A 14,584-nucleotide genomic window follows, 5' to 3' on the forward strand; every position below is an offset into this window, starting at 1 on the left:
GAGAGGGCAGTGACGATGGGCAAGTTCGACAGCTGGAAGCGGACTGTCGTCTCTCGGATGCGGGGCGAGCGGCGGGACGCGGGGGCCGGGTTCGTGGAGTACGCGGGCCTGATGATCATTATTGCGGGGATCTTCACGCTGATCGACCAGATCGGTCTGGACGGGATGATCTCGGGCGCGATCCGGACGGCAGTCACCCAGGTGACCGGTGGCGGCTGAGCCGGCCCCTCCGCGGTGACCGAGGGCAGACACTCCCCATCTACATCTGGCTGACGGGGATTCTGCTCTTCGCCGCGTTGGCCTTCTTCGTATTTGCCCAAGCAGCGTCCGTCCGCAATGGAGCTCAAACCGCGGCGGACGCTGCGGCGTTGGCGGCGGCTCAGGACGCCCGTGACGAGCTGAAGGACAAACTCGGGACAGTCATCGGCCAGCAGGACGACTGGCTCGACTGGCTAGACGGCGTGCGTTCCCCGGACGGTACGGGTGCCACCGCCGCGGCCCAACAGTTGGCCGCAGAGAACCGCTCGACCGTCCAAGGTGGTGCCCAACCCACCGACGTGGACGGCTATCTCGGATACCGGGTCGACATCGAGACCACCTACACGGTCGGCGCGTCGATCATCCCCGGCACGGAGAACCGGCGGGCCAAGGCGCACGCCGTCGCCGTCATCCAGCCGCGCTGCGATTTCGATCCGGCCGCGGATCCAAAGAAGCCCGTCGAGCTGAACTGTGACGGCGACATCTTGAACATCGACCCCGGAGATTTCGATCCGGTCGACCTTCCGGACGCGTCCGTGCTGTTCTCTGTGTATCTGGCCGAGTGAGAGGAAGCCGTACCGATGGACTTTCGGCACACCATGAAGGGCCGCAGGGCGCTGAGCGCGGTGGCGATCACGACTGGGCTGCTCATCACGGTGGCCGGTTGCGGTGGGGGAGGCGACGGTAAGTCCGACAAGGGCTCCTCGTCCGCGCCGGCCTCCGCGACGAGCGGCAGCAGCGGCGGCGGTACGCCGTCGGTGAAGGCACCGGAGAGCGCCCCGGCCCTCGCCGAGGTGAAGGGCGGTGACATCACGCTCACCATCACGAAGGCGGTCCGCGACCAGGGTGACTTCGTAACCGTCAGCGGCAAGGTGGCCAATGGGGGCGGCCAGTTCTGGATTGCCTCGAACTGGCGCGGTGACGAGCGGGAGTTGAGCGGCAACGGCGCATCGTTGGCCGGGGCGGCCCTGGTCGACAGCAAGGGCAAGAAGAAGTACCTGGTTCTCCGGGACACCCAGGGGCGATGCCTCTGCACGAAGTTCGACGGAGGCGGTGTCGAGGCCGGTCAATCGGCCGACTGGTTCGCCCAGTTCCCCGCCCCACCCGCGGGCAGCGACAACGTCGATTTCCAGGTCGGCTCCATGCCCCCCGCCTCCATCCAGATCTCCGAGGGCGAGTAGCCATGGCCCTCCCACCCCGCTCCGCCGCGACGACGCTCACGGCCCTCGCCGTACTGGTCGCCCTCGGTCTCCCCGGCCCGGCGTACGCCGACGGCACCGACCCCAGCGTGCCCCCGGGCAGCGTCACCACCTCGCCGCCTCCTTCGGTGGACGCCACCAGCCCCGGCCTCAAACTCGCCGACGGCGCCACCCTCGCCCCCGCCAAGGTGCTGGACATCAAGTCGGTGGTGGAGGACCTCGGAGGAGAGGAGCGGCGTGAGGACACCAACTCGGACGTGACGTTCGCGCTGCAGGCCGAAGTCCTCTTCCCCAAGGACAGTTCGAAACTGAACCCGGACGCCCGCGCCCGCATCGACGCGATCGCGGACGAGATCAAGGCCCAGAAGGCGACGACGGTCAGGGTTTTCGGCTTCACCGACAACCTCGGCTCGTACGCCCACGGCCTGACCCTCTCCAAGCACCGCGCGGAGATCGTCCACGACGAGCTGGCGGCGGCGCTCGGTTCGACGGACGTCACCTTCGAGGTGCGTGGCTACAGCGAGGACTATCCGATCGCGGACAACACCTCGGAGCAGGGCCGCCGGAAGAACCGCCGCGTCGAGGTGACCTTCCCGCGCGGCGCGTCGAGCGGTACCTCGTCGGGGACGCAGGGCTGAGAGCGTGCTGCCATGAGAAAGATCGTGCTGATGATGTCGGTGTCCCTCGACGGGTACGTCGAGGGACCGCACCGCGAGATCGACTGGCACCGGGTCGACGAGGAACTGCACCGGCACTTCAACGAGGAGATCAGCCGCTTCGGCGCCCTGCTGGACGGCCGGGTGACGCACGAGCTGATGGCCGCGTACTGGCCGACCGCCGACCAGAACCCCGCGAGCACCCCCACCGAGGCCGAGTTCGCCGGGATCTGGAGGGACATCCCGAAGATCGTGTACTCACGGACGCTGGAGCGGGCCGACTGGAACACCACCGTGGTACGGGACGTCGTACCGGAGGAGGTGCGGGCGCTCAAGGAGCGGCCGGGCGGGGACCTGGGCCTGGGCGGCGCCGACCTCGCCGCCGCGTTCCTGCGGCACGACCTGATCGACGAGTTCCGGATCTATGTCCATCCGGTGCTGATCGGCGCCGGCAAACCGCTGTTCCCGCAGACGGACGCCCTGACCGCGCTCCGGCTCACCGAGACCCGCACCTTCGGCAACGGCGTCGTACTCCTGCGGTACGAGCGCGTGCCGGAGGGGCAAGTGTGAAGCATTGATGTGAGGTGTCATTCGAGTGATCGACGCTCACGGCACCATTGCTACGGTAAGGACCCGGTAAGGGGGACGGCCGCTCATGGGCCGCGACCGGCTGCCGCAGCGCGGGGATCACGGGGATCACGGGGACAGCAGGGAACGCGGGAGGACGCGGGTCGCATGGCCTGGGACGAGTGGGAGAAGCTGAAGGCCGACGCGGCCCGGCGGAGCACGACGCACATGCGGCTGAACCAACTGCCCGCGGACCCGGGCGGCGGTGGCGGCGCCGATCTTGTGGTCAACCAGGACGACCTGGGCGCCGTGGGCCACGAGGCGTTCATCCTCTACGGAGAACTCCACAAGAAGACGGACATCGCGGGCGCCGGCGCGGACAAGGGAGGCGCGGGCTCGACGATGCAGTCCGCCGCCGCCCTGAAGTCCCACGGCTTCGAGATGGGCGGAGCCCTGGAGCGGACGGTCGAGGTGTGGACCTCCCAGGCCAAGTCGGTGCTCCAGGCGTGCGCGCACATCTCCAACCACCTCGACTTCAGCAAGAAGCTGCACGCGGAACAGGACGCCGAGATCGCGGCCGTGCTCCAGGGCCGGGACGGCTCGGCCGAGTCCGTGTCCGAACTCGACAAGTACTTCAAGTAGGGGTGCTGGATGCCACTCACGTTCACGGACCTCGTCGAGGTCGACCTGAGCAGGCTCGCCACCGCCGTCACCGACTGGAAGAGCACCGTCGACGGGCTCAGGACCCAGGCCGAGAACGCCCGCAAGGGCATGCGGGCCAAGTCCGACACCGCCCGCTGGGCCGGGGTGAACGCCACGGTGACACGGGAGTTCGTGACCAGGACGACCAAGGAGATAGCCGACCTCCACACCGAGGCGAACAGCATCTACCAGGTCCTCGACGACGCCCACACGGAACTCGCCGCCCTCCAGAAGCAGATCAGGACCGCGGTCCGTACGGACGCCCCCGCCCTCGGCATCCGCGTCGAGGACATCGGTGACGGCAAGGTCCGCTGCTTCTTCCCGCACGTCCGGGGCGACACGGACGAGCGAACACAGGAACAGCTCGACGCCAGGCAGGAGTTGGAGGGCCGCGTCAACGGACTGCTCGCCCACGCCTCGGAGATCGACGCGTCGGTGGCCCGCGCCCTGCGCAAGAGCCACGGCGGGGACCTGCACAACGCCGGCCACAGTGCCTACGAGTCCCTGAACGACGCCCAGGTCGAACGCGCGCTGGAACTCGCCCACAAGGGCGACGGGATGACCGACCAGGAACTGGCCGAACTCAACCGGTTGATCCACTACAACGGGCGCGAGAAGGACGGCGAGTTCGCCACCGAGTTCTACGAGGGTCTCGGCGGCCCGGAGAAGACGCTGGAGTTCTACGCCGAGATGTCCATCGACGGGACCGGCGGGGACGCGACCAAGGTCCGGCTGGACGCCGTACGCGATCTCCAGCAGAACATGGGCTTCGCGCTGGCCAACGCGACGGACCCGGACACCGCGCACCACCTGCCGGGCAGCTGGGGCGCCGACTTCCGCCGCCTCGGCACCCAGGAGATCGGCTGGGAGCAGGGCCAGTGGAACAAGCCGTACGGGTACCAGGTACTCGGCGGACTGCTCCGCTACGGGAACTACGACGCCCGTTTCATCAACCCGATCGCCGAGCACATCACCCAGCTCCACAAGGAAGACCCGTACCGCTTCCTGAACAACAAGCCCATGGGCAGCGAGGACATCTACGGCTTCAACCCCTCCGGCAGGCTCGGCACCGGCAACGACCCGCTCAACAGCGTCCTGGAGGCGCTCGGCCACAGCCCGGAGGCCTCGGAGAAGTTCTTCACCGATCCGCCCACCGCGTACAACGAGGACGGCACGGTCAAGAAGGACGGCAAGGTCGGTTTCGGCACGTACCTCGACCTGTTCACCGACAAGGACTTCGAGTGGACCGTCGACACGAACGACACCAACATCCTCGCCGACGAGGACAAGACGAAGAAGGCGCTGGGCTACGGCCCTGAGGCCCTCGGCCACGCCCTTGAATCGGCGACGACGGGCCGCCCGTACGACAGCGACGACACCGCGGACGCGATCCGGCACACTCCCGAACGGGCCCAACTTGTCAACGAGATCGTGACCAAGTTCGGCGAGGAGCCCGGACTGATCCGGCACAACGAGAACGGGGACATCGACGAGGAGAGCGGCCCGCTGTACGCCATGCGCGGGAGCCTCGGAGACATCAGCGCCGAGTACATGGGGGACTTCCAGAGGGCCCTGGCCGGAGGCGGGGACCAGTTCACCACCTTCGGGGAATCCGCTGCGCTGGATCCGGACAGCGCGCACCGGTTTCTCGCGGAAGTCGGCCAGGACCCGGATGCCTACGCGTCGATCACGAGCGCTCAGCAGGCCTACACGGCGGATGTCGTGAACGACGTGGTCAACGGTGACAGCGACTCCTCCGTCTCGGACGCCGAGCGGCTGCGCAACGCCACGCGCGCGGGGGGAATCGTCGCGGGCATCATGAGCGAATCGCGGGCCGACGCCGTACTCGACTACCACACGGCGTCGGACAAGGAGTTCAACGAAGCCGCCGCCGACAAGCAGAAGTGGGCGGACCGTCTCCTCGGCATGGGCATCGACAAGGCCGCCGAACGCGTGCCGATTCTCGGCGCTCCTCTTGAATGGGCTTCCGAGGACATTCAGGAATCCATCATGAAGAGCATCGAGAAGGACTCCTCGGACCAGGCCGAAGGGGATGCGACGCGTACCTATCACGAAGGTCGCTCGGCGGTGATGGACTCGGCGAGGACCGCTGTCGGCGCGGCCACGCGCGACAGCGGTTTCACCGCCGACACCATCAACGACCTCAAGAACTCGGCGGCGAACGGCGCGGACGACGGACACACCGCCGGCGCCACGATGGAAAGCGCGGGAGACGCATCGTGATCAGACACAAGGCCGTCGGCGTGTTCGGTGCGCTCGCCCTGCTGACGCTCGCCGGGTGCTCCAGCGGCGACGACAAGGCCTACACGGTTCCCGACCAACTCTGCGGTGTACCGGCGAAACCGGAACTCACCAAGGAGTTGCTGCCGGGTGGGGACAAGCTGGGGATCATCAAGTCCCAGACGGCCGAAGCGGTGCCGGACTACTACTGCAAGGCGCTCATCGACGGTGACGTCGAGCTCGCGATCGAGGGTATCTGGCAACCCGCCGGAACCACCGCCGAACAAGCCGCGGCGAAGGGTCACTCCTTCGATTTGCGTCCGGCCGACGGGGGACGCTTCGCGCTCCGGGACGACAAGGCGTTCACGGTGGTCGACTGCAAGAACACCGAGTACAAGGCGGAGCGTTTCTCGATCGAAGCGCGTTTGATCCACTCGGACGGAGACATGAGCAAGAAACTCCAACGCTTCCTCGCCCCGTTCTCCGACGCCTACCGCAAGACTCTCCCCTGCGAGTCCTGAGAACAGTTGCCCGGAACGCCTCCGTGATGCCGCTCGTCCCGCCGATGACGTGGTGCTGGAAGAGCGCTGGCCGCCTCCTTCCTCGAGCCGGGGCACCGTGACGAGACGGCCATGAAGGAGCTGATCCTGGAGTACACGTCCGCCTTCAAGAAGCAGCGGCCCTGCAAGGAGACCCATGACCACTCTCGGCGCCGTCCTCCGTCCCCAGTTGCCCCCGGAACGTCTCCGTGACGTCGCCCGGCTCGCGGACGACGTGGGGCTGGAGGAACTGTGGCTGTGGGAGGACTGTTTCCGGGAGGGCGGGATCTCGGCGGCGGCCGCCGCGCTCGCCTGGACCGAGCGCCTGCGCGTCGGGGTCGGCCTGCTGCCGGTACCCCTGCGCAACGTGGCGCTCGTCGCCATGGAGGCCGCCACCCTGCACCGGATGTTCCCGGGCCGGGCCGTGCTCGGCGTCGGGCACGGCGTACAGGAGTGGATGGGGCAGGTCGGAGCACGGCCCGAGTCGCCACTGACCCTGCTGCGCGAGCACCTCGACGCGCTGCGCGCGCTGCTCCGGGGCGAGCGTCTCAGCACCCGCGGACGGTACGTCACCCTGGACGACGTCGCCCTCGACTGGCCCCCGGCCGTCCCCGTGCCCGTACTCGCCGGCGCCACCGGACCGCGTACGCTCCGGCTCGCCGGGGAGGCCGCCGACGGCACCGTCCTCACCTCGTCGACCACGCCGGACGGCGTACGGCGCGCACGCCGGCTCATCGACGAGGGGCGCGCGTCCGCCGGCCGCAGCGACCCGCACCGGGTCGTCGTGTATCTCCTCACCGCCACCGGACCCGGCGCCGAAGCCCGGCTCAGGGCCGAGTTCGAGGCGGAGGGCCTCGGCTCGGTCCCGGACCTCGGTGCCGCGGGAGACGCGGGCGCCGTCGCCGCGGCCGTACGGCGGCTCGCGGACGCCGGGGCCGACGCGGTGATCCTCCAGCCCACGGGTGACGAACCTGATCCCGAGGGGTTCGTTCGGTTCGCGGCCGGGGAAGTGCGCGCGCTCGTTCCCTAGACCGAGCGCGCGACCGCCGGGCACGTGACCGCCGGGTCGGGGGTCCGCCCGGCGGGAGCCCGTTGTCAGTGCCAGGTGCCAGACTCGCGGGCATGACAGAGGACAGCGTGCGGTTGCGGGACGTCGTGGAGGCCGACCTGGAGGCCTTCCTCGCGTACGAGCACGAGCCCGAGGCCCTGCGGCGTTCGAGGTTCACGCCACGGCCGCGGGACGCCTTCATGCGCCACTGGAGGGAGCGGATCCTCGGGGACGCGACCTGCCTGGTCCAGGCGGTCGTCGTGGACGACGAGGTGGCGGGCAGCGTCGTCGCCTGGTGGGAGGGCGACCGGAGATTCATCGGCTACTGGCTGGGCCGCCCTTACTGGGCCCGTGGCATCGGCGGCAGAGCCCTCGGCCTCTTCCTCGGCATCGAACAGAACCGGCCCCTGTACGCCGACCCCTTCACCGAGAACACCGCCTCGGTCCGCCTGCTGGAGAAGCACGGCTTCCGGCACACCGGGACGGTGCGGCACGGGGAGGACGAACACGCCCTGCTCGTCCTCGCCGAGAAGACATGACCGGCCACCGGACGGCGGAAAAATCGCCTCGCTTCGCCGGGCAGCCGTTGGGAGGATCTCCGGCATGACCGTTCCGCGTACCTTCGAAGCCCTCGTCGCCGAGGCGGCGGCCGCGTCCGTCGACGGCTGGGACTTCTCCTGGTTCGAGGGCCGCGCCACCGAGCAGCGGCCCTCCTGGGGGTACGCGCGGGCGATGGGGGAGCGGCTGGCGCGGGCCGCCGCCGCCCTGGACATCCAGACCGGCGGCGGCGAAGTCCTCGCCTCCGCGCCGGAACTGCCCCCGGTCATGGCCGCCACCGAGGGCTGGCCCCCGAACGTGGCCAAGGCCACCGCCCTGCTCCAGCCGCGCGGTGCCGTGGTCGTGGCCGCCCCCGAGGACGCGCCGCTGCCCTTCGCCGGCGGAGCCTTCGACCTGGTCACCAGCCGGCATCCCGTCAGCACCCACTGGGCCGAGATCGCCCGTGTCCTGCGCCCCGGCGGCACGTACTTCTCCCAGCAGGTCGGTCCCGCGAGCGTCTTCGAACTGGTCGAGCACTTCCTCGGGCCGCAGCCGGAGGAGGTCAGGAACGCCCGGCACCCCGACCGGGCCCGCGCCGCCGCGGAGTCCGCCGGGCTCGACATCGTCGGCCTGCGTGCGGAGCGGCTGCGCGTCGAGTTCCTCGACATCGGAGCCGTCGTCCACTTCCTGCGCAAGGTGATCTGGATGGTCCCCGGCTTCACCGTCGACCGGTACCGGCCCCAACTCCGCTCCCTGCACGAACGGATCGGGACGGAGGGACCGTTCGTCGCCCACAGCACCCGCTTCCTGATCGAGGCGCGGAAGCCGCGGCCGTAGGAATCGGGGCCGCCGCCGTCGACGCGGCCGTCCGGAGGGGGCTCGGCACGACCCTCCGCACCGCCCCGATCCGAGGGCGAACGTGATGATCGACACATGCCGGAACGGATTGACCGAAAACACCCTGATGCGGGCTGTCATGTGCGAGGTGTTCCTCCGGATTCCGGACCGGCACGCGGGGTTTCCGCATCGTTATCGAGGGCGCCTCGCCCTGGTTGATCGCCTCACGTAAGTTCAGACCAAGGTAATTCGCGTGAGCAAAGCTGCGCGTGTCTGGCACCGCGCAGTGGAGGGGGCTGCGCGGTGCCGTGTCCACCCTCCGGCGCGTTGTCACCGGCCGTGCAGGGTTACCTGTGCCCCGCGCCGTACACCCCACCGCTCCATCGCCCCGGCCTCCGCCTCCAGGACGTACCGGGAGCGCGGACGGGGGAGCCCCAGCCGGCCCGGCCGCATCGTCCGCACCGCCAGGACCCGAAGTCTCCGGTCCAGGTACGCGACATCGATCGTGAACCGCATGCCCAGGGTGTGCACCGCGCTCGCCGGACCGAGCAGCAGCGCCCCCTCGACCCCGTCCCGTCCGAGCAGACCGCGACGCCGGGCCCGCGCCGATTCGGCGAGTTCCAGCGGTACGGGTTCGGACGTCCGTTCCGTGGTGAACATGACCATGGCCGTGAAGTTAGCGCCGCCGTCAAGCGGGCGACGCGGACGCGCGTCACTCTCCCGGAGTACGCGCGGGCGGGACGGTGTGGGGGTCGCCCGAGGGCGCGGACCCCATGGATCCCTCTGATTCCCTGTGGATTCCTCCGAATACGGCGTGATTCCCTTTGAATCTGTTGTGATTCGGCCAAGATCACGCCCTGAATGGGGGATTCCGCGCTCACTGTGGCGTCGCCGGACGGTTGCGGAGAGTAGTTGTGGCACGCCGATGCACGCAGCATCACTTACGAAGGGTTATGGTGGAAACCCCCCCTCGGGCCGGTCCGTCTCCCCCCCACGGACCGGCCCGTTTTTTTGTGCCCCGGCCCGGAGGGCGGCCGGGCCGGTGTCTGCGCCCCCATGCGCCCCCTGACCTCGGAGACACGAGGGCGGTGACTCACTGCCGTCCGGCCCAGATGTTCGTCCCGGGCGTCGACACCGCGAAGGTGTCGATCTCCTTCAGCTCCTCGTCCGTGAGCTTCGGACCGGTCAGCGCCGCCACGTTCTCCTCGAGCTGCGCCACGCTCGACGCGCCGATGAGGGCGGAGGTCATCCGCTCGTCGCGCAGCACCCAGGTGAGCGCGAGCTGGGCGAGGGACTGGCCGCGGCGGGCCGCGATGGCGTTCAGCCCCTTCAGCCGGCGCAGCACCTCGTCGCTCAGCAGCTGCGGGTCCAGCGACTTGCCCTGCGTGGCCCGTGAGCCCTCGGGGATGCCCTGGAGGTACTTGCCCGTCAGCAGGCCCTGTGCGAGCGGCACGAAGGAGATGCAGCCCATGCCGGCCGCCTCCAGCGTGTCGAGCAGGCCGTCGTCCTCGGTCCAGCGGTTGATCATCGAGTACGAGGGCTGGTGGATGAGCGGCCGTACACCCATTGAGGTGAGGATCCGGGCCGCCTCCGCGGTCTGCTCGCTGCTGTAGGAGGAGACACCGACGTACAGCGCCTTGCCCTGCTGGACGGCGGACGCGAGCGCGCCCATCGTCTCCTCCAGCGGGGTGTCCGGATCGAAGCGGTGCGAGTAGAAGATGTCGACGTGGTCGACGCCCATCCGCTGGAGCGAGGCGTCCAGGGAGGACAGCAGGTACTTGCGGGAGCCCCACTCGCCGTACGGGCCGGGGTGCATCAGGTACCCCGCCTTGGTGGAGAGCACCAGCTCGTCCCGGTACGGCGCGAAGTCCTGCTTCATGAGCTTGCCGAAGTTGAGCTCCGCCGAGCCGGGCGGCGGCCCGTAGTTGTTCGCCAGGTCGAAGTGCGTCACGCCGAGGTCGAAGGCGCGGCGCAGGATCGCGCGCTGCGAGTCGAGCGAGCGGTCGTCGCCGAAGTTGTGCCAGAGGCCGAGCGAGACGGCCGGCAGCTTGAGGCCGCTGCGTCCGGCGCGCCGGTATTCCATCGAGTCGTACCGCTCCGTCGAGGCGCGGTAAAGAGGCAGGTCGTTCATGGGTACGAACCTATGCCAGGGCGCCGGAACCCGTCGGGGGAGGCCCGCGGGCGGCCCGGGGGTGGGCTCCGGCAGGACATGGCCGGGGGTAGGCTTCGCCCCCGGGGGCCGCCATCGGGACAGGGGTTGCGCCGAGCGAGGCCGCTCGGGTGCGCCGGTCCGATCCGCACGGAGGGGCTGACAACACGTGAACCTGCGGGACAACCTGCGCCGTCTGCTGCTCAGGTTCTATACACGCAGGGTGGAGGGCCACCTCGACCACGACCAGGTGCCCAAGCACATCGGGGTCATCATGGACGGCAACCGGCGCTGGGCGAAGGCGGCCGGCAACACCGCCGCCCAGGGCCACCGGGCCGGAGCCGACAAGATCGAGGAGTTCCTCGGCTGGTGCTCCGAGACGGACGTCGAGGTCGTCACGCTCTGGCTGCTGTCGACCGACAACTTCGACCGCCCCGCGGACGAGCTCGTCCCGCTGCTGGGCATCATCGAGGGCGTCGTGCGCACCCTGGCCGCCGACGGCCGCTGGCGTGTGCACCACGTGGGCACGCCCGACCTGCTGCCCTCCCCGATGCAGACGGCTCTCAAGGAGGCCGAGGAGGCCACCGCGCACGTCGACGGGATACTGGTCAACGTCGCCATCGGCTACGGCGGCCGCCAGGAGATCGCCGACGCGGTCCGCTCGATGCTCCTCGACGCCGCGGACAAGGGCGCCTCACTCGCCGACGTGGCCGACTCCGTCGACATCGACCTCATCGGCAAGCACCTGTACACGAGTGCCCAGCCCGATCCGGACCTGGTGATCCGTACCAGCGGCGAACAGCGGCTGTCCGGATTCATGCTCTGGCAGACCGCCCATTCGGAGTACTACTTCTGCGAAGTCTTCTGGCCCGCCTTCCGCAAGGTCGATTTCCTGCGCGCCCTGCGTGACTACGCGGCGCGACACCGCCGCTACGGCGGCTGATCCACGGGGTCACCCGGGATGCCGCGAGGGACATACGTCATCCGGAGTTAACGAACGCGTGGTCACATGCTCTTGCATGGCCATGCGCGTTCGAGGGCATAAGCCATGCAGGTCGACGCCCGAACCACGGGTGTCGTATCTCAGCGGACGGCACGGGGCCGTCCGCCCGGGAGGCCCTTTGCACCAGCCCGACCGTGCGGTCACAGCACGGACGAAGCGGAGGGCCGGTCCCCGGCCCGCGCAGCGTGGCCGTCGACCGGTCCAGATCTCCTTCGTCGCTCCCCGACCTCATCCGAGGGGGTACGTCCTTCCGTGGTGACCAGCACAAAGCGCCGTATGCCAGACCGGCGCACCTATGTTCTCGACACCAGCGTCCTGCTGGCCGATCCCAATGCCCTGAGCCGCTTCGACGAGCACGAGGTAGTGCTGCCGATCGTCGTGGTCACGGAGCTGGAGGCCAAGAGGCACCATCCCGAGCTCGGCTACTTCGCCCGGCAGGCCCTCCGCCTGCTCGACGAGTTCCGGGTGCGGTTCGGCCGCCTCGACGCCCCCATTCCGATCGGGGAACTGGGCGGGACCGTACGTGTCGAGCTCAACCACTCGGACCCCAGCGTCCTGCCCAGCGGGTATCGCCTGGGGGACAACGACTCCCGCATCCTCGCGGTCGCCCGCAACCTGCAGGCCGAGGGGTACGACGTCACTGTCGTATCGAAGGATCTGCCGCTCAGGATCAAGGCTTCGTCCGTCGGTCTCCTCGCCGAGGAGTACCGCGCGGAACTAGCCATCACGGGCTCCTCCGGCTGGACCGGAATGTCCGAACTGACCCTGTCGGGCGAACAGGTGGACCTCCTCTTCGAGGAGGGACACGTCTACGTCCCCGAGGCGTCCGACCTTCCGGTGCACACCGGCCTGACGATCCAGTCGGAGCGTGGCAAGGCCCTCGGCCGCGTCACGTCCGAGGGCAACGTCCGTCTGGTGCGCGGCGATCGGGAGGCCTTCGGCATCAAGGGCCGCAGCGCCGAGCAGCGCATCGCGCTCGATCTGCTGCTCGATCCGGACATCGGGATCCTGTCGATGGGAGGCCGGGCCGGCACCGGCAAGTCCGCGCTCGCGCTCTGCGCGGGCCTGGAGGCCGTCCTGGAGCGGCGCCAGCACCAGAAGGTGATGGTCTTCCGGCCGCTGTACGCGGTGGGCGGGCAGGAGCTGGGCTATCTGCCCGGTTCCGAGTCCGAGAAGATGAGCCCCTGGGCGCAGGCGGTGTTCGACACACTGTCGGCGGTCACCTCGCGGGAGGTCATCGAGGAGGTCACCGCGCGCGGCATGCTGGAGGTCCTGCCGCTCACGCACATCCGCGGCCGCTCGCTGCACGACGCCTTCGTGATCGTGGACGAGGCTCAGTCGCTGGAACGGAACGTGCTGCTGACCGTTCTGTCCCGGATCGGCGCCAATTCACGGGTGGTTCTCACCCATGACGTGGCACAACGGGACAACCTGCGTGTCGGCCGGTACGACGGAGTGGTCGCCGTCGTCGAGAAGTTGAAGGGTCATCCGCTCTTCGCGCACGTGACGCTGAACCGTTCCGAGCGGTCCCAGATCGCGGCGCTCGTGACCGAAATGCTGGAGGACGGACAGATCTGACCGCACCTGGCACTGTCTGATCTCTCTTGACCGAACTTGGTCAAAGGATGGCGAATACACGGTAGTTGGCGCCGTCCGGCAGAAGGCGAAGAGCCTAGCCGGGCGGCGTCTTCGTGCGCGCTTGTTTCCGGAAAACCGTTGAGGCAAACGGGGTGTGAGCTTTCACACGCAACTGAGAATTGCCTCGACGCGTCCGGTTGCGGCAGAGTCTCAGTCCTGTCAGGCCCCGCATACGACACACCTGTACCCCCAGCGGTACGGAACAACAGGAACCTCAGAACTCCATAGAGCCGTCGTATGCCGCCCGCGCACTACGAGGCGCTCCCCGAGCGGGAGTCGCCCAGCGGGCCCGTGCCTCCCGTGACCATGCAGTGCGGAGGCCAGCGCCAAGGGCAAGATTGCGTCCGCGAGGGTCACCTAAGCGGGCGATGCTGGAAGGAAACCGTGTGAGCCGGATTTCGGTCCGGGGATTCGCAGTGGCTTCGGCCACCGCGGTCACCGCCGTCGGTGCCGTTACCGGTGTTGCCTCGGGCAGCACTGGACAGCCGTCGAACGACGCCGAGGCAACGGCGAGCGACTCGACCCTCCTCGCGGACATACCTACGGGTCAGCAGGCCCAGGTGCAGACCGCGTCCCTGACGCAGCAGGCCGACGCACAGGCCATCGCCGCGGACGCGAGCGCCAAGAAGGACGCGGAGGAGGCCGCCCGTTTGCAGGCGGCCAAGGACGCGGTCGCCAAGCAGAAGGCTGCCGAAAAGGCCGAGAAGGCAGCCAAGGAGCGCAAGGCCGCCTCGGAGGCGGCCAGCCGCTCCGCGACGCGTGACGCCTCCACCTTCTCGGTTCAGGCCTCGTACACCACCGCGCAGATCCAGGCGATGGCGTCGTCGATGGTCCCGAGCGGGCAGTTCCAGTGCTTCAGCAACATCGTGGACCACGAGTCCAGCTGGAACTACCGGGCGGTCAACGCCTCTTCCGGTGCCTACGGTCTCTTCCAGGCCCTGCCCGGCTCCAAGATGTCGTCCGTCGGTTCCGACTGGCAGACGAACCCGGCCACCCAGATCAAGTGGGGCCTCAACTACATGGACAGCCGCTACGGCAGCCCGTGCGAGGCCTGGTCGTTCTGGCAGGCCAACCACTGGTACTGAGCCTCACGCCGTCCCCCGGCCGCTCAACCTTCCGAAGCCCCTCCCCGTCCTAGGGTGAGGGGCTTCGGCCATGTACGGTCGGAGCCGACGACTCCAGGGGGGAGTGGTGGGGCGGAGCGGGGGAA

General features: G+C 69.0%; 16 protein-coding genes. 14 read left to right on the forward strand and 2 right to left on the reverse strand.

The features are described from left to right. Positions 1-15: 15 nt before the first annotated feature. The 11 genes from ABZV34_RS19110 to ABZV34_RS19160 all read left to right on the forward strand — a co-directional run bounded on the left by ABZV34_RS19110 (position 16) and on the right by ABZV34_RS19160 (position 8,584). Entirely contained in the window at positions 16-219 is a 204-nt protein-coding gene (locus tag ABZV34_RS19110; RefSeq protein ID WP_356277676.1) for a hypothetical protein, read from the forward strand. Beyond that, positions 216-824: a pilus assembly protein TadG-related protein gene (locus tag ABZV34_RS19115; RefSeq protein ID WP_356277679.1), complete on the forward strand. Its 609-nt coding sequence runs from the start codon at positions 216-218 to the stop codon at positions 822-824. Before ABZV34_RS19110 ends, ABZV34_RS19115 begins: the two co-directional genes overlap by 4 nt. 15 nt (positions 825-839) lie before the next feature. Then, the gene (locus ABZV34_RS19120) at positions 840-1,439 is read left to right on the forward strand and encodes a hypothetical protein (protein ID WP_356277570.1); all 600 of its coding nucleotides are present in this window, start codon (positions 840-842) and stop codon (positions 1,437-1,439) included. Between the two features lie 2 nt (positions 1,440-1,441). Continuing rightward, on the forward strand, positions 1,442-2,095 hold the full coding sequence (locus ABZV34_RS19125; RefSeq protein WP_356277573.1) for an OmpA family protein: 654 nt from the start codon (positions 1,442-1,444) through the stop codon (positions 2,093-2,095). A gap of 12 nt (positions 2,096-2,107) precedes the next feature. Then, positions 2,108-2,683 carry a dihydrofolate reductase family protein gene (locus ABZV34_RS19130; protein ID WP_356277576.1) on the forward strand — a complete coding sequence of 192 codons (576 nt, stop codon included), beginning with the start codon at positions 2,108-2,110 and terminating at the stop codon, positions 2,681-2,683. A 165-nt stretch (positions 2,684-2,848) separates the two neighbouring features. Next, a complete protein-coding gene (locus tag ABZV34_RS19135; protein ID WP_356277578.1) occupies positions 2,849-3,322 on the forward strand; it encodes a hypothetical protein in 474 nt (157 codons plus the stop codon). A gap of 9 nt (positions 3,323-3,331) precedes the next feature. Then, positions 3,332-5,626 (forward strand): hypothetical protein, encoded by a 2,295-nt coding sequence (locus ABZV34_RS19140; RefSeq protein WP_356277581.1) that lies wholly within the window; start codon positions 3,332-3,334, stop codon positions 5,624-5,626. Then, entirely contained in the window at positions 5,623-6,144 is a 522-nt protein-coding gene (locus ABZV34_RS19145) for a hypothetical protein (protein WP_356277584.1), read from the forward strand. The genes ABZV34_RS19140 and ABZV34_RS19145 overlap by 4 nt, the downstream gene beginning before the upstream one ends. A 175-nt stretch (positions 6,145-6,319) precedes the next feature. Continuing rightward, positions 6,320-7,192: an LLM class flavin-dependent oxidoreductase gene (locus ABZV34_RS19150; RefSeq protein ID WP_356277586.1), complete on the forward strand. Its 873-nt coding sequence runs from the start codon at positions 6,320-6,322 to the stop codon at positions 7,190-7,192. A gap of 92 nt (positions 7,193-7,284) precedes the next feature. Continuing rightward, complete coding sequence (locus ABZV34_RS19155; protein WP_356277589.1) at positions 7,285-7,749, forward strand: GNAT family protein; 465 nt, start codon at positions 7,285-7,287, stop codon at positions 7,747-7,749. 64 nt (positions 7,750-7,813) lie between these two features. Further along, complete coding sequence (locus tag ABZV34_RS19160) at positions 7,814-8,584, forward strand: class I SAM-dependent methyltransferase (RefSeq protein WP_356277592.1); 771 nt, start codon at positions 7,814-7,816, stop codon at positions 8,582-8,584. Between the two features lie 330 nt (positions 8,585-8,914). Here the strand turns inward: ABZV34_RS19160 and ABZV34_RS19165 are convergent, their stop codons facing one another. After that, on the reverse strand, positions 8,915-9,250 hold the full coding sequence (locus ABZV34_RS19165; protein ID WP_356010881.1) for a DUF192 domain-containing protein: 336 nt from the start codon (positions 9,248-9,250) through the stop codon (positions 8,915-8,917). A gap of 427 nt (positions 9,251-9,677) precedes the next feature. Further along, complete coding sequence (gene mgrA / locus ABZV34_RS19170) at positions 9,678-10,715, reverse strand: L-glyceraldehyde 3-phosphate reductase (protein ID WP_356277595.1); 1,038 nt, start codon at positions 10,713-10,715, stop codon at positions 9,678-9,680. 187 nt (positions 10,716-10,902) lie between these two features. Here mgrA and ABZV34_RS19175 point away from each other — a divergent pair, with 187 nt between their 5' ends. The 3 genes from ABZV34_RS19175 (at position 10,903) to ABZV34_RS19185 (ending at position 14,459) form a co-directional block, all read left to right on the forward strand. After that, positions 10,903-11,676 carry an isoprenyl transferase gene (locus tag ABZV34_RS19175; protein WP_356277597.1) on the forward strand — a complete coding sequence of 258 codons (774 nt, stop codon included), beginning with the start codon at positions 10,903-10,905 and terminating at the stop codon, positions 11,674-11,676. 312 nt (positions 11,677-11,988) lie between these two features. Continuing rightward, positions 11,989-13,314, forward strand: a complete 1,326-nt coding sequence (locus ABZV34_RS19180; protein ID WP_168530006.1) for a PhoH family protein — start codon at positions 11,989-11,991, stop codon at positions 13,312-13,314. A gap of 428 nt (positions 13,315-13,742) precedes the next feature. Continuing rightward, a complete protein-coding gene (locus ABZV34_RS19185) occupies positions 13,743-14,459 on the forward strand; it encodes a transglycosylase SLT domain-containing protein (RefSeq protein ID WP_356277599.1) in 717 nt (238 codons plus the stop codon). The last annotated feature ends 125 nt before the right edge of the window (positions 14,460-14,584 follow it).

The sequence above is a fragment of the Streptomyces sp. NPDC005195 genome, assembly GCF_040608315.1.
GTDB classification, from domain to species: Bacteria; Actinomycetota; Actinomycetes; order Streptomycetales; family Streptomycetaceae; genus Streptomyces; species Streptomyces kaempferi.